Source organism: Rhizobium leguminosarum, assembly GCF_004123835.1.
Taxonomy (GTDB): Bacteria; Pseudomonadota; Alphaproteobacteria; order Rhizobiales; family Rhizobiaceae; genus Rhizobium; species Rhizobium leguminosarum_M.
This window is the reverse complement of record NZ_MZMU01000010.1, coordinates 57,267-75,074: the sequence shown is the minus strand read 5'-3', so window position 1 is coordinate 75,074 and position 17,808 is coordinate 57,267. Positions and strand designations below refer to the sequence as shown.

Here is a 17,808-nt window from a genome sequence, read left to right as displayed (position 1 = left end):
ACATATGGACACGCTTGGACCCTCGCCATTCCTATGGCTCGAATTCGACAAGAATGGCGCGATCGATCCCGCGATGACGGCAGGTCTTGCGGCGTTGCTCAACCAGCCCGGAACGACCGATCTGGTGGTCATGTCGCATGGCTGGAAGAATACCAAGGACGATGCCCGCAAGCTCTACGGGACGCTGTGGGCGAACGCCCGCAAGAAGCTTGCGCCTGACAAGGCGAGCCACACCGTCGTCGCCGGTGTCGTCTGGCCCGCCAAGGCCTATCGCACCGATTTCGACGAACAGACACTGGTGACGCCAGGCGGCGGCGGAACCCTAGCGGCAGACGGGACGGCATCGGACCCTGAGGATCTAGATGACAAGGCCTTCAAAAACGTGCTGAAGGATTTCAAGGATCTCTTCGGGCCGGATGGCGCCGCAACGGCCGAAAAGGCGCGGGCGGCAGCGAAGACGCTCGATGAAACGACGTCGTTTTTCCTCGTCAAGAACGGCAACGAAGCACTCGGTTCTCCGGGAACGGATTCCGAACTCAAAGCGGATTCAGCGCCGATTGTGCTCGCCATGGACGATGCCACCAGCGCCAAAATGCTGATGGAAGCTCTCATCGCGGCGCCGACCTTCAATCTTGAGAGCTCCGTCGGCAAGGCTCAAGGCCTCGGCGACGTCGTCTCGGGCCTGATCTCCGGCCCGAGAGCGGCGGTAGCGCGGTTTTTGAACCAGCTGACCTATTACGAAATGAAGAAACGCGCCGGCATCGTCGGCGGGGCGTTGACGAAAAGCGTGCTGTCGAAGCTCGTGCTGCAACAGCCGATCCGCCTGCATCTCGTCGGCCACAGTTTTGGCGCTCGGCTGGTCGCGGCGGTGGCAAACGGGCTCGCACCGATCCCGAAGCTGGAATTCTTCTCGCTCACTTTGCTGCAGGGGGCCTTCTCGCACAACGGCTTCGCCAAAGAGATCAAGCCGGGCCTCGCCGGCGCCTTTCCCGATGTCGTTGGCAAACCGACCGGCCCGATCTGCATCACCCACACCCACAACGATCTCGCCTGCACGCTCGCCTATGCGCTGGCGTCGCGGCTATCCCGCGATATCGCCAAGAGCATCGGCGATGCCAACGACGAGTTCGGGGCGATGGGGGCGAACGGTCCGCAACACCTGAAGGCGGGACAGGCTGTCGAGGACGATACGGATGCGGTCTTTGGGCCGCAGGCCGGCAAGGTCAACACCTTCCTGGCGGACAAGTACATCGTCAAGACGGCGGCGTCGGACGCCCATAACAATGTCGCCAACGAGGATGTCGGACGACTGCTGGCAAAGATCGTCGGCTGATCGCCTTTCGTGAAAAGGTGCGGTGCTGGTGGTCGTGGAATTGTCATTTTCGGGGTGACAGGCGCGCCGTTCTCTGCGAAAAAGAGCGCGATGAGAGACAGGGGCGTTCGTCGACAGACGGGCTGAGAAGCACCCTTCGAACCTGAACCGGATAATGCCGGCGGAGGGAGTCGCTCGGGGCCGCGGCACCGTCCGCACGAACCGCCCCGTGCCCGCCCCCGCCTGAAAGGGGCCATATGCAGACCAGGACCACACCAGGAGCGATGCTGAAGGCGATGCGCGAAAAGCCGCCGCTCGTTCAGTGCATCACCAATTACGTCGCCATGAATATCGCCGCAAATGTTCTGCTTGCCGCGGGCGCCTCGCCCGCCATGGTGCATGCCGCTGAAGAAGCCGGCGAATTCGCCGGGATCGCCAGTGCGCTGACCATCAATATCGGCACGCTGTCGGCGCAATGGATCGACGGCATGCAGGCGGCTGCGAAGGTGGCGACATCAACCGGCAAACCCTGGGTGCTCGATCCGGTCGCCCATTATGCGACGGCTTTCCGCCGCAATGCGGTCGCCGAACTGCTCGCCCTCAAGCCCACCATCATCCGCGGCAACGCCTCCGAGATCATCGCACTTGCCGGCGGAGAGAACCGCGGCCAAGGCGTCGACAGCCGCGATCCGGTCGAGCAGGCGGAAGGTTCGGCGCGATGGCTCGCTGAGCGGCAGCGGGCGGTCGTGGCCGTTACCGGCGCCGTGGATTTCGTCACCGACGGCGAGCGGGCCGTGCGCATCGAAGGCGGATCGGCCTTGATGCCTCAGGTCACAGCACTCGGCTGCTCGCTCACCTGCCTCGTCGGCGCCTTTGCCGCTACGGCACCCGAAGATATCTTCGGCGCGACGGTCGCAGCACTTGCAACCTTCGCCATCGCCGGTGAGGAAGCGGCCCTTGGGGCGGCCGGCCCCGGCTCCTTCTCCTGGCGCTTCCTCGATGCGCTGGCCGCGCTCGACGCCGAAACACTTGACGCAAGGGCAAGGATATCAGCCGCATGAAGGCTTTCAACCTTTCGCTCTATCTCGTCCTCGACCCCGATCTCTGCGCCGGGATCGGCATGGTCGAAACTGCGCGCCTTGCCGTTGCCGGCGGCGCGACCATGGTGCAGCTGCGCGACAAACATGCCGGCACCATCAGGATGATTGAGACCGGCCGCGCCTTGAAACAGGCGCTGGATGGGACCGGCGCCCTCCTCATCGTCAACGATGACGTCGAGGCGGCAATCGCCATCGGCGCCGACGGCCTGCATATCGGCCAGGAGGACATGGATGCGATGAGAGCGCGTGCGATGGTCGGCCCCGAGATGATCCTCGGCCTTTCGGTCGAGAGCGAGGCGCTTGCTAACGCGGTCGATCCTGATCTCATCGATTACACCGGCGTAGGGCCGGTGTTTGCGACACCGACCAAGGCCGATCACAAGCAGCCGATCGGCTTTGACGGACTTGCAAGGCTGGTAAAGGCCTCGCCAGTGCCATCGGTCGCGATCGGTGGGCTCAAGGCGGATCATGTCGCCCAAGTGTTTGCCGCAGGCGCCAGTGGGCTTGCCGTCGTCTCCGCCATCTGCGGCACGCCGGACCCCGAAGCGGCCACGCGCCGCATCGCTGCAGAAATTCGAAAGGTCCGCGCATGATCCGCAACGTTCTCTCGATCGCAGGCTCCGATCCCTCCGGCGGCGCCGGCATCCAGGCCGATCTCAAGGCCTTTTCCGCCCGCGGCGTCTACGGCATGGCGGTGCTGACCGCGCTGACGGCGCAGAACACGCAAGGCGTCAGCGGCGTGCATCTGGTGCCGCCGCAATTCGTCGCCGATCAGATCAATGCCGTCTTTGCTGATGTCCGCGTCGACGCCGTCAAGATCGGCATGATCGCCAATGCCGGCATCGCCGACGCCGTTGCCGGCGCGCTGGCTGAGCACCGCGACATTCCGATCGTCATCGACCCTGTCATGATCGCCAAGGGCGGAGCCGCCCTGCTGGCGCCCGAAGCGGTCGACGTGCTGACCCGCCGGCTGCTGCCACTTGCCACGCTACTGACCCCGAACCTGCCTGAAGCCGCCGCGCTGCTGCACCAGCCGGTCGCGACAAACCGCGCTGAGATGGCAGCGCAGGCCGAGCGCCTGCGGGCGCTTGGCCTGGCCGCAGTGCTGGTCAAGGGCGGCCATCTCGACAGCGACGAGAGCCCTGACGTGCTTGGCACGGCCGCCGGTCTGCACTGGTTCGAAGCCAGGCGCGTGCTGACCAAGAACACCCACGGCACCGGCTGCACGCTCTCCAGCGCGCTGGCGGCCGAGCTCGCCAAGGGCGCTTCGGCGCGGGAGGCCGTCGCCATCGCCAAGGATTATCTCGCCGGCGCGGTCGCGGCTGCCGGACGCCTCACCGTCGGCTCCGGCCACGGCCCGGTGCAGCATTTTCATGCGCTTTGGAAAGACGGCGAATAGGCACTCGCTCCACCAATATTCCGCCAATCGAAAACGGCCCGGCCTTCCCGGGCCGTTTTTGCGTTCGGCACCTACTTTGGTTGAAACCCTGGGGACAGCGGCGGCTCATGCCTTTGGCCGTTTGAAAAACCTTGTTGACAAGCTCGGCCAGATGGCCAAGTCTATGACACTAAAAGGGGATATATTCCGCAATAACGGAATAACTGGAGGAGTGACAGGTGCCAGACCTGCTTGTGAGCCTATATTCCACTGAGCTCGCCGACCTGAAACGCAAAGCCGGCGATGTCGGCGTCTCCATCCGTCCGGCCCTCCCCCCGGAACTGCATCTCGTCGTCAGTTGGGTTCGCGAACGGTTCAGCGAGAACTGGGCGAGCGAAGTCGCGGTCTCCTTCTCCCGCCAGCCCGTTGCCTGCTTGGTCGCCGTCGAAAGCGGCAAGCTCCTGGGCTTTGCCTGCTATGACACGACGGCGCGCGGCTTCTTCGGCCCGACCGGCGTCGACCCCGACGCACGCGGCAAGGGCATCGGGCTCGCCCTCTTTTCCGCCTGCCTTCAGACCATGAAGACGCTCGGCCACGCCTATGCCTTCATCGGCGATGCCGGCCCGGTCGATTTCTACGCCAGGACCGCAGGCGCAACCATCATCCCCGCCCCCGACATGGGCATCTACGAAGGCATGCTGAGAAGCGCGCCGAAATGACCATCTGATACCGGAGTTACAGAATTGTCCTCGACCCCGCTCGCCCTTTTCGTCGGCCTTCCGAATCCCACTATTTCGGATGACGAATTCGCCCTCTTTCGCGAAACCAATCCGCTCGGCCTGTTCGTCGGCCGGCGCAATCAGCGCGAGCCGGAGCAGACGAGGCGCCTGATCGAGCGCTTCCGCGAAGCCGTCGGGCGCGACGACGCGCCTGTCTTCACCGACCAGGAAGGCGGCCGCGTTCAGCATCTCGATGCCGGCCCCTGGCCGCTCTTCCGCAGCTTCGGCCAGTTCGCCGAACTTGCACGCCGCGATTTCGATCTCGGCAAAAAAGCACTGCGCCTTTCCTCCCGGGCCATGGGCGCGATGATGACGGAACTCGGCCTTTCCAGCGGATGCTCGCCCGTTCTCGACCTCGTCTTCGAGACGACGAGCGCGGTCATCGGCGCCCGCTCTTTCGGCCCTGATCCCGATTTCATCGCTGCCCTCGGCCGCGAGGTGGTCGATGGCCTGCTCGAGACCGGCAACATGCCTGTTATCAAGCACATTCCCGGCCATGGCCGTGCGACGCTCGACTCCCACAAGGAGCGTCCGGTGGTCAATGCCAGCCGCGAGACGCTCACCGCCACCGATTTCAAGCCCTTCGTGGCGCTGAAGGATACACCCTGGGCGATGGTCGCCCATGTCGTCTACTCGGCCTATGACGCGGAGCTGCCGGCATCGGTCTCGCCGATCATGCACGACGTGATCCGCAACGACATGGGTTATGACGGCGTGCTGATTTCCGACTGCATCTTCATGGAGTCGCTCTCCGGCACCCTGCCGGAACGCGTCAAACAGGTGCTCGACGCAGGCTTCGACATCGCGCTCCACAGCCATGGCGACATTCCGCAAAGCGAGGCCGCCGCCAAGGCTGCCCGCCCGCTGACGGAAGCTGCCCTGCAGCGGATCGCTGCCGGCAAGGCCCGCCTCGGCAATCTCAAGATCGATTTCCGCGCCGCCCATGCGCAAGTCGAAGACATGTTTGCAAGCGCGCTGGTCTCCTGACCGGCACGTCATCTCTCACCGCATAAGAAAAGGGGAATAGGACATGAAAAAATATCTTCTTGCCGCCGCAGCACTAACGCTGATTTCGGGTTCTGCCATGGCGCAGACGGTCCTCACAGTGAATATAGAACCGGCGACGACCTGGGTTCGCAACTTCAACCCGTTCAACCAGACCTCGTCGCGCCAGTCGACACTCGACTTCATCTACGAGCCGCTGGTCGTCTTCAACCGCTTCGACAGCAACAAGCCGGTCTATCGCCTGGCCGAAAGCTTCAAACTCTCCGACGACCTGAAGAGCATCGATTTCAAGCTGCGCCCGAACCTGAAATGGTCGGACGGCAAGCCGCTGACCACAGCCGACGTCAAATTCACCTATGATTACCTGAAGAAGTTCCCGGCGCTCGATTTCGTCAGCATCTGGACCTTCATCACCGATGTCCAGGCCGTCGACGGCCAGACGGTGCGTTTCACGCTCGCCAATCCGAGTTCGCTCGCCGCCGAGCAGATCTCGCAATTGCCGATCGTCCCGGAGCATGTCTGGAAGGACATCGCCGATCCCGTGACTTTCGCCAACGAAACTCCGGTCGGCAGCGGCCCGCTGACGGAAGTGCCGCGCTTCACCGGCCAGACCTACGACCAGTGCCGCAACCCGAACTACTGGGACAATGAGCACCTGAAGGTCGATTGCATGCGCTTCCCGCAGCTTGCCGACAACAACCAGATGCTGACCGCAACGGCCGACGGCACGCTCGACTGGGGCGTCTCCTTCATTCCCGATATCGACAATGTCTATGTTTCCAAGGATCCGGCGCATTTCCACTACTGGTATTCGCCAAGCAGCATGGTCGCCTTCCTGTTCAACCTGGAAACGGCGAACGAGAACAACAAGAAGGCCTTCAACGACCTGAAGTTCCGCCGTGCCGTCTCGATGGCGCTCGACCGCAAGACGATGATCGACGTCGCCGGCTACGGCTATCCGACGCTGAACGAAGACCCCGGCCTGATGGGCGAGCTTTACAAGAGCTGGTCGGACCCGTCCGTCAAGGCCGACTTCGGCAAGTTCGCAACCTATGATGCCGATGCCGCCAAGGCCCTGCTCGACGAGGCGGGCTACAAGGACAAGGACGGTGACGGCTTCCGCGACAATCCCGACGGCACCAAGATCTCCTTCTCGATCATCGTCCCCAGCGCCTGGACGGACTGGATCGATACCGTCAACCTCGCCGTCGAAGGCATGCAGGCGGTCGGCATCGACGCCAAGATCGAAACGCCGGAGGAAGCCGTCTGGACCGGCAACCTCATCAACGGCACCTTCGATGCGGCGATCAACAGCCTGCCGGCATCGGCTTCGCCCTATTACCCTTACAAGCGCGCCTTCAGCGCTTCGGACAAGGGCAAGACCCGCTTCACCGCGCAGCGCTGGTTCAACCCGGAGGTCGAAAAACTCGTCACCGAGTTCACCCACACAGCCGACCTCGCCAAGCAGAAGGACGCGATGAACAAGGCTCAGCGCATCGTCGCTGAAAACATGCCCGTGATTCCGGTGTTCAACAATCCGAACTGGTATCAGTACAACACCAAGCGCTTCACCGGCTGGTCGACCAAGGAAAACCCCTTCGTCAATCCGTCGATCTCGCGAACCAACCCGGCACGCCTGCTGAATCTGCTCGCTCTCGAGCCGGTCAAGTAAGCATCGCAATCCTCGGGAGCGGCGTAAAGCGCCGCTCCGTCACGACGGAGTCCCCATGGCTTTCCTGCTTCGCCGCCTCGTCTTCTACATGGCAGCCTTCATCGCGGCAGCGACGATCAATTTCTTCTTGCCCCGTCTGATGCCGGGCGATCCGGTGCAGATCATGTTCTCGAGCGCCGGCACGGAATTGCCGCCGGAAAGCCTGCAAGCGCTGAAGCTCACTTTCGGCTTCGTCGACGGTCCGCTCTGGCAACAATACCTCACCTATCTCGGCAGCATCTTCACCGGCGATCTCGGCCGTTCGATCAAATATTTCCCGCTGCCCGTCACCTCGGTGCTCGGCCATGCGCTCGTCTGGACGGTCGGCCTGATGGGCACGGCGACGATCGTGAGCTTCGCGCTCGGCACCTTCCTCGGTATCGTCGCCGCGTGGCGCCGCGGCAGCAAGTTCGATGTCATCGTCTCCGTCGGCGCGATCTTCGCCACCTCGGTACCGGCCGTCGTCACCTCGCTGATCGTGCTCTTCATCTTCGGCTTCACGCTCGGCTGGTTTCCGAACGGTTATGCCGCTGACCCATCGCTCGATCCGGCCTTCAGCCTGCAGTATATCGGCAGCCTCGCCTATCACGGCGTCCTGCCGATGGTGACGCTGTGCACCGTGCTGATCGGTGGCTTCACCGTCACCATGCGCAACAACATGATTAACCTGCTCGGCGAGGACTATATTGTCATGGCCCGCGCCAAGGGCCTTTCGGATCGGCATGTGATGCTCTGGTACGCGGCGCGCAACGCCCTGCTGCCGACCGTCTCCAGCCTTGCCATCGCCATCGGTACCATCCTCGGCGGCTCGCTGGTGACGGAGGTCGTCTATAACTATCCAGGCCTCGGCAATATTCTCTACCAGGCGATCCTCGCCCGCGATTACCCCGTCATCCAGGGCCAGCTCCTCATCATGACCGCGACCATGCTGATCGCCAATTTTATCGTCGACGTCAGCTATATCTTGCTCGACCCACGGCTGAAGGGAGCGTGAGATGAAGACCCTGCTTCGAAACCGCAAAGCTCTCGTCGGCCTCGTCATCATCGCCTTTATCGTCCTCGTCGCGATCGCAGCGCCGCTGCTGACGCTGTACGATCCCGCCGCCCGCACCGGGCGGCCGCACCAACCGCCGTCACTCGACCATATTCTCGGCACCACGCGCATCGGCCAGGATGTCTTCGCCCGGCTGATCTATGGTGCCCGCACCTCGCTTGCCGTCGGCTTCGGCGCCGGCCTGCTGATCACGCTCGTCGGCACCGCACTCGGCATCATCTCCGGCTATCGCGGCGGCAAGACCGACGAGATCATCAGCTTCTTCACCAATATGGTACTGGTCGTTCCGAACTTGCCGCTGCTGCTCGTGCTTGCCGCCTTCATCGGCCAGGCAAGCCCCCTCGTTATCGCCCTCATCCTCGGCGCCACCTCCTGGGCATGGGGCGCACGCGTCACCCGCGCCGAAACGCTCTCCGTCAAGCAGAAGGATTTCGTCAAATCGGCCGAGATGATGGGTGAGCCGCAATGGCGCATCATGACATTCGAGATCTTTCCCAACGTGATTTCAATCGTCGGCATCAATTTCATCGGCAGCGTCATCTTCGCGATCATCACCGAGGCGACGCTCGAATTCCTCGGCCTCGGTGATCCGAGAGCGATCTCCTGGGGCACCATGCTCTACAATGCGCAGAAGGCCTCGGCCCTTTCGGTCGGCGCCTGGTGGGATATTCTCACCCCCTGCTTTGCGCTCGCCTTCCTCGGTATCGGCATGTCGCTCTTGAACTTCGCCGTCGACGAAATCGCCAATCCGCGGCTGCGCACCGGCAATCATCTGAAGCGCTGGTCCCTCCTCGTCCGTTCCGGGGAGGGCCGCCTGTGACGCAGCCGCTGCTCTCGGTGAGGAACCTCACCATCGACTATATCGGCGAGGAGAAGGATTTTCGCGCCGTCGACGATGTCAGCTTCGATGTCGCGCCCGGCGAGGTCTTCGGCCTTGCCGGCGAATCCGGCTGTGGCAAGAGCACCATCGCTTTTGCCATCAGCCGCCTGCACAAGCCGCCGGCGCTGATCCGCAAGGAGAGCCGCATCCTGCTCGACGGCCGCGACGTGCTCGGCCTCGACCGGCAGGCACTCAGCGCGTTCCGCTGGCGCGAGGTTGCCATGGTTTTTCAGAGCGCCATGAATTCGCTGAACCCGGTGCTGCGCATCGAGACACAATTCTACGACATGCTGCGCACCCACAAGGGCATGAGCCGTGCTGCAGCCCGCGAGCGCACCGCCGAGATGCTGACGCTCGTCGATATCGCGCCGGATCGCATGCGCGATTATCCGCACCAGTTTTCCGGCGGCATGCGCCAGCGCATCGTCATCGCCATCTGCATGGCGCTCGATCCGAAGCTCGTCGTCATGGACGAGCCGACGACGGCGCTCGACGTCGTCGTCCAGCGCGAAATCTTGCAGCGCATCAACGAATTGCGGCGCAGCTTCGGCTTCTCCGTGCTGTTCATCACCCATGATCTCGGGCTGATGGTGCAATTCTGCGACCGCATCGGCATCATGCTATCAGGCCAACTGGTGGAGCAGAACACGGCCGAGGCGATCTACAGGACGCCCAAGCATGACTACACGAAAAAGCTCTGGGCCTCCTTCCCCTCGCTGCATGGAGGAGTGCTGTTATGACAGACGCCATTCTCGCACTCGACAGCGTGACCAAGACTTTTGGCCATGGTTCCGGGGCCGTGCATGCGGCGCGCGCCATCTCGTTTTCGCTGCATGCCGGCCGGGCACTGGCGCTCGTCGGCGAATCCGGCAGCGGCAAGACCACCTGCGCCTGCATGGCGATGCGCGAATATCTGCCGACGTCGGGCCGGATTCTCTACAAGGGCCGGCCTGTCGAGGCGGCGAAATCCGCCGAGATCGCCCGCTACCGCCGTTCGGTGCAGATGATCTTCCAGGACCCCTTCGCCTCCCTGAACCCTGCCCACACCATCGCCCATCATCTCAGGCGGCCGCTGAAGCTGCATCGCCCGGAGATCAAGGGGGCCGAGATCGACGTTGCGGTCCGCGAACTGCTGCAGCGCGTCAGGCTCGATCCCGATCTCGTCGCGCCGAAATATCCGCATGAACTCTCGGGCGGCCAGCGCCAGCGCGTCAACATCGCTCGCGCCTTGGCCGTCAAGCCGGAGGTGATCGTCGCCGACGAACCGACCTCAATGCTCGACGTCTCGGTGCGCCTCGGCGTGCTGAACCTCTTGAACGAGATGAAGCAGGAGATGAACCTCGGTCTGCTCTACATCACCCATGATATCGCCACCGCCCGCTATGTCGCCGAGGACATCGCCGTGATGTATGCCGGCCAGATCGTCGAATGGGGCAGCGTCGCCAAGGTGATCGACAATCCACTGCATCCTTATACCCGTCTGCTGCTCTCGGCCGTGCCTGATCCGGAGGTCCGCTTCGACGACCCGAGGGCCCGGCTGAGGCCCGACGAGGTGGACGACATCCGCCGCCGTTCGGCCGTGCCGCAGGACGACATCGTCGAATTCGAGCAGGATCATTTCATGCGGATGATCTGAGGCCGGCTTGCTGGCCTCATCTAGCGCCCTATGCTAGGGGACGGTCTCTTTCATATGAGGCGAAACCGTCATGCTGCCCTGGATCCAGCTCGATTCCGCGACCATTCCCGGTGAAAACGGCGAATTGCGGCTGAAGCAGCGCGGCAGCGAATTTTCGATCATGCTTGGCGCCAACGAGTTGATGCACAGCCGGCTTAGCGGCTCGGAGGAAGCGCTGGCAACCCTTTCCTGGGATCGGATCAAGTCGCACCCGAAGCCAAGGATCTTGATCGGCGGGCTCGGCATGGGCTTTACCCTGCGCGCCGCTCTCGCCGTCCTTCCTGAAGATGCCGGCGTCACCGTCGCCGAACTGGTGCCGGCCGTGATCGCCTGGGCACGTGGGCCGATGGCCGAGGTCTTCCAGGGCTGTCTCGACGATCCGCGCGTCGGCATCCATCAGGGCGACGTCGGCGAGGCGATCCGTTCCGGTAAGGGCGCCTATGACGCCATTCTGCTCGACGTCGACAACGGTCCTGATGGCCTGACCCGCAAATCCAACGACCGGCTCTACCATTTCGCCGGCCTTCGCGCCGCCGGCGACGCGTTGCGCCCCGGCGGCGTGCTCGCCGTCTGGTCGTCCGGTCCGGATCCCGATTTCACGCGACGTCTCAAGGGCAGCGGTTTCTCTGTCGATGCCGTCAACACGCGCGCCAACGGCAAACGCGGCGGCGCCCGCCACGTCATCTGGCTCGCCGTCAAGCCGGTGAAATGACGCTCAAGCAGAAGCGATCCTCCGGGCGGCATTGATGGCGCGGCGGGCGCCGGAGCGCAGTTGCGCGGTCTCGGCGCCGGCAATGACCAGATCGAAGCCGAATTTCAGCAGTTCGCCGGCCCGCTCGCCGTCGCCGGCGAAGGCGCAGGAGAATTTGCCATGGGCGCGGCAGCGCGAAACCGCATGCTGCATGGCGCTGTCGATCTCGGCGGCGTTCGGCGCCACCTGATCGCCGTTGGAGAGTGCAATCGAAAGGTCTGAAGGGCCGATGAAAATGCCATCGATGCCGGCAACGCCGAGAATGTTGTCGATCGCCTCGAGTGCTGCGCGGGTCTCGACCATGGCGATGGCGACGGTGAGTGCGTTGGCGTTCTTCAGATAATCATCGGCCGACAGGCCTGTATGGTTGAGCGCCAGCGACGGTCCCCAGCTGCGGTCGCCGAGAGGCGGGTATTTGGTGGTCTTGACGAAGGCTTGCGCGTCTTCGGCCGAATTGATCATCGGCGCGATGATGCCGGAGGCTCCGGCATCGAGCAGGCGCGAGGCGGAGGCGAAATCGCCGACCGGTATGCGCGCCAGCGCCGGCTTGCCGGCAAGCCGCACCTGGGCGACGGCATTCGCCGCCGAGGGCATGTCCCACATGCCGTGCTGCATATCCAGCACGATGGTGTCGAAGGCCTCCTGCACCAGGTGATTGGCGAGCGTGGCGTCGGGAATACCGATCCAGGCGGAGATCATGCCGCCCCGGTGCTGCCTGATCCGGTCCGCAAAGCCGTCGATTTCAGCTGCGCTCATACCATTCTCCTCAATTCGACAGGCCGCCAAGGGCCAGATATTTCACCTCGGGGAACTCTTGAATGTCGAATTCCCTCAAAGCCGTGCACGGATTGCCGGCTCATCCTCTCCGGCGCAGCCGTGAAATAATGACCGTCACGGCAATCCCCGCCGCAGCCATGATGCTCCCCCAGAGAATCCAGATGCTTTGGTTGATCATGAAACTGGACGCGGGATAGGGAAAATAACCGCTTCCCTGGGCGATCCAAATCAGCCCCAGGAGGATCATGAGCAGTCCAACGACGTATCCGACGGTTCGCGACATGCTTCGGCCCTTCCCTATGAATCGATGCCACAATGTCGATCGGCATCGGTCATGACAAGGCTTCTCTCCTGAGCGCGAACATATTCCGGATGCAATGACGCGCCAGCCTAGGTCCGAATGTCATGTCCCGCCGACTTCGTCCACCAGCCAGGTGCTGAGCCTCTCGCTATCAACATTTGCCGATCGCGGCGGTATCAGCCAATAACCGCGGTCCCGTGCTTCGAGCGGCGGCCCGGCTTCCACCAGCATATGTGTGGAGAGAAGCGCATCGACCAGCCCCATCCAGCCGATCGCCACGCCCTGTTCGCTGAGAGCGGCCTGGACGACCAGCGAGTAGGTGTTGAAGCTGACATCGCCGCGACCGGCATGGAGATCGCGAATGACGGAGAATTCGGCAAGATAACTTCGCCAGTCGAACCAGGGCGATGGCATCGGTGAGTCGAGATGGATCAGGGTCGCCTTGGCAAGCTGCTGCGGATCGTCGAACGGACCGTTGCGATCGAGAAAGCCTCGCGTGCAGACGGGCACGACCTTTTCCTGCAGCAGAAGCGATCCGATAGTGCCGAATTCCGCCTTTGTGCCGAAAACCACCACCACATCTGCGTCGTCACCAAAGCCGGGCTCAAGCCTCTGGGTCGCGACGATCTGTATATCCGTTTCCGGGTGAAGCAGGCGAAAGCCGTGCATGCGCGGGATCAGCCAAAGCGCTGAAAAAGCATAGTCGGTTCTCAGTCTGACGACCGGCCTTTGAGCCTCGGTGCGGAAACTGCGCGCCAGGGCATCGATGTCACCAACCGTCTTGGCCGTGACCTGGAAAAGCCGTTCGCCCTCCGCGGTCAACTCGACGCCGCGGTGCTGTCGGCGCAGCAGGGCGACGCCGAACTGCTCTTCCAGCCGCCGAATTTGATAGCTGACGGCGGGCTGCGTGAGGCCGAGAACTGCCGCCGCGGCCGAAAAGCTGCCGAGCCTTGCAACCTCCGAAAAGATGCGCATCCATCCCAGCTCAGGTCGGCGGTCTGGCATAAAAATTCCTTTTAGCAAGCATCAAAAAAAGCCATCTTTACAAGCAGGATGATAGTGGTTTTGATAAGATCTGCAAATAGCAATGGGCGTCCCCTTCCACCAAGACCTTCCCCGCCTTTGAGACCACAGGAGACAATTTCGCATGGTGCGTCCGAATATCCTCATCCTGATGGTCGATCAGTTGAATGGCACGTTCTTTCCCGATGGCCCTGCCGATTTTCTGCATGCGCCGCATCTGAAATCACTGGCAGAGCGTTCCGTGCGCTTCACCAACGCCTATACGGCAAGCCCGCTCTGCGCACCGGCGCGGGCCTCCTTCATGTCCGGACAATTGCCGAGTCGAACCCGCGTCTATGACAATGCGGCGGAATTTGCCTCGGACATTCCGACCTATGCGCATCATCTGCGCGCTGCCGGATACCAGACAGCACTTTCCGGCAAGATGCATTTCGTCGGCCCTGACCAGTTGCATGGCTTCGAGGAACGCCTGACGACAGACATCTACCCGGCCGACTTCGGCTGGACGCCCGACTATAGCAAGCCCGGCGAGCGCATAGACTGGTGGTATCACAATCTGGGTTCGGTCACCGGTGCCGGCATTGCCGAGATCACCAACCAAATGGAGTATGACGACGAGGTCGCCTACCACGCCGGCCGCAAACTGTTCGATCTCTCGCGCGGTCATGACGAGCGCCCCTGGTGCCTGACCGTCAGCTTCACCCATCCGCACGACCCCTATGTCGCGCGCCGCAAATTCTGGGACCTCTATGAGGACTGCCCGGCACTTGACCCGGCGGTTGCGCCGATTGCCTTCGAGCGACAGGACCCGCACTCGCAGCGTCTGATGAAAGCCTGCGATCACGACGCTTTTGACATCAGCGATGAGCAGATCAGGCGGGCAAGGCGGGGCTATTTCGCCAATATCTCCTATGTCGACGAGAAGATCGGCGACATTATCGGCGTCCTCGAACGGAGTCGCATGGCTGAAAACACGATCATCCTCTTTGCCTCCGATCATGGCGACATGCTCGGCGATCGCGGCCTCTGGTTCAAGATGAACTTCTTCGAAGGATCGGCCCGCGTTCCGCTGATGATCGCGGCACCCGGCTGGAAGCCCAGACGGATCGACCAGCCCGTCTCCACACTCGACGTGACACCAACGCTCGCCGGTCTTGCCGGGATCGATATCGCCTCATTGAAGCCATGGACCGAGGGCGAGGATCTGGCAGCGCTTGCCGAGGGCACCGGCAGCCGCGGCCCAGTACCGATGGAATATGCCGCAGAGGGTTCCGAGGCGCCGCTCGTCTGTATCCGCGACGGACGATACAAACTCTCGCTCTGCGAGAAGGACCCGCCGATGCTGTTTAATCTCGAGGCCGATCCGCAGGAGTTCGACAATCTGGCGGCCGACCCGGCGCATGCCGAGATCTTGGCAAGGCTTGTCGAACAGGCCGGCCGGCGCTGGAACCTTTCCGATTTCGATGCAGCCGTGCGCGAAAGCCAGGCGCGCCGCTGGGTGGTCTATGCGGCGCTGCGCAATGGGGCCTATTATCCATGGGACTACCAGCCCTTACAGAAGGCCTCGGAGCGCTATATGCGCAACCACATGGATCTGAACGTGCTGGAGGAAAACCAAAGGTTCCCGCGCTAGAACAGGATGTCGTCCGAAAACCGCTCACACTTTCGGCATCATGCTCTAGGAATGAGCAAGAAGTGCTTCTGATTTAAGCCGTCCTGCGCGCCGGCGCCTCGCGCAGAAAATCCTCGATGAACGCCTTTTGCAGCAGGATGCCGTCCCATTCGTCAGGGAAGAAGGGCGAGTCGTAGATCAGCGTGAAGGGACCGTCGTAACCGGCTCTCTCGCACATCTCCAGGCAAGTGCGGTAATCCTCGGCATCGAGGCCGATAACGCCATAATCGGCTTTGGCATGGCAGATTTCCGCCCGGCCCATGATATCGGCAAGGCCCTCGTATTTCGCCGGCGCCGCCCAGTTGCCAAGGTCGCCGTTGAGACCGACCTTGCCGTCCAGCCGGTCCAGCAGCCAGTTCATTTCGACCGGCGATGGTAGCAGGTCGAACCAGTTCTCGACGACGACACGCACGCCGCTGCCTTCGGCCTTTCCGGCCAGCCAATTCAGATGGCGGGCGGCGCGGGCAAGGTTTTCCTCCGTCGGCTTCTGCTTGCCGGCAATGACGCGCATCCTCTCAGCCCCAAGGGCTGCGGCGATGTCGATCCACTCCGCCATCCATTTTGCGTCGCGTTCGGCCGTCTCCGGATGGCTCGGATCGCCATCCTCGACGAGCAGCGTCTGGAACAGCACATTCGAGGCCGCCATTGCGTCACGCAATTCGCTTATATAGGCGGCGTCGAGGCTCGGCAGATGGAAGGAACAGACCTCCAACCGGTTGACGCCGCGTGCCGAGAGCGCCGCCGGCACGTCGATCAGCGCCGCGGCACCGGGGCCATAGGGTTCTTTCGGCGCAGCACTTTTGCCGGGATCGGGACTATAGGCATAAACGGCGCCGAGCAGCCGATGCAGCGACCATGTCGAAACCGCGAAACGTCCGTTTTGTAAAACCTGCACTTGCTTTCCTCCGGGATCTCCTCATGCCATCAATGGCAACCAAATCCCGGCGGTTCAATTGCCAATTCAGGCAAAATCGTCGCGGATGACCGCCTCGGCGGGAAGGGCGATCCCCAGCAGCGCCTCATCGCGATGGGCAGTAGCCGAAAGCAGCAGGCCGACCGGCATGCCTGATACACCCGTACCGCAGGGAATGGAAACGCCGCACCAGTCGAGGAAATTGCCGAGCGCGGTGTTGCGCAAGGTCTTGTTATTCGTCGCGAAGAACAGCTCGTCATCCTGCTCCAGCGGCCCGATCGGCGGAGCGACGTGGGCGACTGTGGGAAAGGCGATCAGCCGGTCGCCGACAAGGCGTTCGACATCGGCGATCAGGCGGCGGCGCGCCTCGAGGATTCTGAGGTAATCGGGCAGCGTCGTCTTGCTTCCGAGACGGGTGCGCATGACGACACGGTGATCCATCCTGTCCGCGTCCGGTCCGGCCAAGCGTTCCTGATGAAGCGCGAAAGCCTCCGCCGTTACCAGCGGACCATATCTCGTCATGAGATCGAATATCTCGTCGAAGGCGGGGATGACGGTGCGGGCAACCTTGGCGCCGGCCTTTTGAAGACGTCCCAAAGCTGCCTCGAACGCGGCGACGACGCCGGCTTCAGCGCCATCGAAGACGACATTTTCAGGCACGATGAGTTCCAGCCCCTGCAGGGGACGCGTGGCGACATCAGGCGCCGTCAGGCCGCGCATTGCCGCGTCGATCCAGACCGCGTCCCTGACGCTGCGGCAGAGCGGCCCCAGCGAATCCAGGCTCTTTGCCAGCGGATAGACGCCTGCCATCGCGTGGCGGCCGCGTGTTGCTTTATAGCCGACGATACCGTTGAAAGCGGCGGGAATACGCACCGAGCCGCCGGTATCGGTGCCCATGGCGACCGGAACCAACCCGGCCGCGACGACGACACCGGCGCCCGAGGACGAGCCGCCCGGAATGCGCGGGAGATCAGTGCCCCGCGGATTTATCGGCGTGCCGTAATGCGGATTGATGCCGAGGCCGGAAAAGGCGAATTCGCTCATATTGGTGCGCCCGACGGCGACCATGCCCGCCTGGCTGAGCAAAGCGACGACAGCCGCATCGCACTTGGCCGGCATGTCCTTTGCCAGAACGACGGAGCCCGCCGTCGTCGGCAAGCCTTCAATGTCGAAGAGATCCTTCCAGGCAATCGGAATGCCGTCCAGCAATCCAAGCGAGCGCCCTTCCCGCAGACGTCTCGAGGAGGCGCGCGCCTCCTCCATCGCCCGGCTTTCGAGCAATGTGGTGAAGACCGCCTTGTCGGCATAATTCGCTATGGAATCGAAGACCGCCTCGGCCACTTCGACCGGATCGGCCGCGCCACCTTGAATGAGGACGGAAAGCTGCGCGACCGACATCGCGCCGAAGGATTTGCTCATGGGACTATCCAGAAGAGAGATGTTCCTCTCTGGACTACCCCGGATCATTCCGGTGAAC

18 protein-coding genes and 1 riboswitch are annotated in these 17,808 nt (G+C 62.7%); of the genes, 13 read left to right on the top strand and 5 right to left on the bottom strand.

All coding sequences use genetic code 11. The features are described from left to right. Positions 1-4 precede the first annotated feature (4 nt). The 12 genes from B5P46_RS13790 (at position 5) to B5P46_RS13735 (ending at position 11,606) form a co-directional block, all read left to right on the top strand. Entirely contained in the window at positions 5-1,333 is a 1,329-nt protein-coding gene (locus tag B5P46_RS13790; protein ID WP_129419139.1) for a hypothetical protein, read from the top strand. 89 nt (positions 1,334-1,422) lie between these two features. Further along, positions 1,423-1,519, top strand: a riboswitch (TPP riboswitch). A gap of 50 nt (positions 1,520-1,569) precedes the next feature. Next, the gene (gene thiM / locus B5P46_RS13785) at positions 1,570-2,373 is read left to right on the top strand and encodes a hydroxyethylthiazole kinase (RefSeq protein WP_129419138.1); all 804 of its coding nucleotides are present in this window, start codon (positions 1,570-1,572) and stop codon (positions 2,371-2,373) included. Beyond that, positions 2,370-3,005, top strand: coding sequence for a thiamine phosphate synthase (gene thiE, locus B5P46_RS13780; RefSeq protein ID WP_129419137.1), 636 nt, complete (start codon positions 2,370-2,372; stop codon positions 3,003-3,005). The genes thiM and thiE overlap by 4 nt, the downstream gene beginning before the upstream one ends. Continuing rightward, positions 3,002-3,811: a bifunctional hydroxymethylpyrimidine kinase/phosphomethylpyrimidine kinase gene (gene thiD / locus B5P46_RS13775; RefSeq protein ID WP_129419136.1), complete on the top strand. Its 810-nt coding sequence runs from the start codon at positions 3,002-3,004 to the stop codon at positions 3,809-3,811. The genes thiE and thiD overlap by 4 nt, the downstream gene beginning before the upstream one ends. Positions 3,812-4,029: 218 nt before the next feature. Further along, complete coding sequence (locus B5P46_RS13770) at positions 4,030-4,509, top strand: GNAT family N-acetyltransferase (RefSeq protein WP_129419135.1); 480 nt, start codon at positions 4,030-4,032, stop codon at positions 4,507-4,509. A gap of 24 nt (positions 4,510-4,533) precedes the next feature. Next, a complete protein-coding gene (locus B5P46_RS13765) occupies positions 4,534-5,556 on the top strand; it encodes a glycoside hydrolase family 3 N-terminal domain-containing protein (protein ID WP_129419134.1) in 1,023 nt (340 codons plus the stop codon). A gap of 43 nt (positions 5,557-5,599) precedes the next feature. Then, positions 5,600-7,246 (top strand): ABC transporter substrate-binding protein, encoded by a 1,647-nt coding sequence (locus B5P46_RS13760; protein ID WP_129419133.1) that lies wholly within the window; start codon positions 5,600-5,602, stop codon positions 7,244-7,246. Between the two features lie 55 nt (positions 7,247-7,301). After that, positions 7,302-8,279: an ABC transporter permease gene (locus B5P46_RS13755; protein ID WP_129419132.1), complete on the top strand. Its 978-nt coding sequence runs from the start codon at positions 7,302-7,304 to the stop codon at positions 8,277-8,279. 1 nt (position 8,280) lies between these two features. Next, complete coding sequence (locus B5P46_RS13750) at positions 8,281-9,159, top strand: ABC transporter permease (protein WP_129419131.1); 879 nt, start codon at positions 8,281-8,283, stop codon at positions 9,157-9,159. Beyond that, positions 9,156-9,959 carry an ABC transporter ATP-binding protein gene (locus tag B5P46_RS13745; RefSeq protein WP_129419130.1) on the top strand — a complete coding sequence of 268 codons (804 nt, stop codon included), beginning with the start codon at positions 9,156-9,158 and terminating at the stop codon, positions 9,957-9,959. Before B5P46_RS13750 ends, B5P46_RS13745 begins: the two co-directional genes overlap by 4 nt. Next, positions 9,956-10,855, top strand: a complete 900-nt coding sequence (locus B5P46_RS13740; RefSeq protein WP_129419129.1) for an ABC transporter ATP-binding protein — start codon at positions 9,956-9,958, stop codon at positions 10,853-10,855. The genes B5P46_RS13745 and B5P46_RS13740 overlap by 4 nt, the downstream gene beginning before the upstream one ends. Before the next feature lie 70 nt (positions 10,856-10,925). Further along, on the top strand, positions 10,926-11,606 hold the full coding sequence (locus B5P46_RS13735) for a spermidine synthase (RefSeq protein WP_129419128.1): 681 nt from the start codon (positions 10,926-10,928) through the stop codon (positions 11,604-11,606). A 3-nt stretch (positions 11,607-11,609) separates the two neighbouring features. Here the strand turns inward: B5P46_RS13735 and B5P46_RS13730 are convergent, their stop codons facing one another. The 3 genes from B5P46_RS13730 to B5P46_RS13720 form a co-directional block, all read right to left on the bottom strand. Continuing rightward, entirely contained in the window at positions 11,610-12,401 is a 792-nt protein-coding gene (locus B5P46_RS13730) for an HpcH/HpaI aldolase family protein (RefSeq protein WP_129419127.1), read from the bottom strand. Between the two features lie 100 nt (positions 12,402-12,501). Further along, complete coding sequence (locus B5P46_RS13725; RefSeq protein WP_129419126.1) at positions 12,502-12,705, bottom strand: hypothetical protein; 204 nt, start codon at positions 12,703-12,705, stop codon at positions 12,502-12,504. Positions 12,706-12,825: 120 nt separating this feature from the next. Beyond that, entirely contained in the window at positions 12,826-13,728 is a 903-nt protein-coding gene (locus B5P46_RS13720) for a choline sulfate utilization transcriptional regulator (RefSeq protein WP_129419125.1), read from the bottom strand. Between the two features lie 142 nt (positions 13,729-13,870). Between B5P46_RS13720 and betC the strand changes: the two genes are divergently transcribed. Beyond that, positions 13,871-15,379, top strand: a complete 1,509-nt coding sequence (betC, locus tag B5P46_RS13715; protein WP_129419124.1) for a choline-sulfatase — start codon at positions 13,871-13,873, stop codon at positions 15,377-15,379. Between the two features lie 73 nt (positions 15,380-15,452). On the opposite strand, the gene B5P46_RS13710 is transcribed toward betC, so the two are convergent. Beyond that, positions 15,453-16,313 (bottom strand): sugar phosphate isomerase/epimerase family protein, encoded by an 861-nt coding sequence (locus B5P46_RS13710; protein ID WP_129419123.1) that lies wholly within the window; start codon positions 16,311-16,313, stop codon positions 15,453-15,455. 66 nt (positions 16,314-16,379) lie between these two features. Further along, positions 16,380-17,750, bottom strand: coding sequence for an amidase (locus B5P46_RS13705; protein WP_129419122.1), 1,371 nt, complete (start codon positions 17,748-17,750; stop codon positions 16,380-16,382). Between the last annotated feature and the right edge of the window lie 58 nt (positions 17,751-17,808).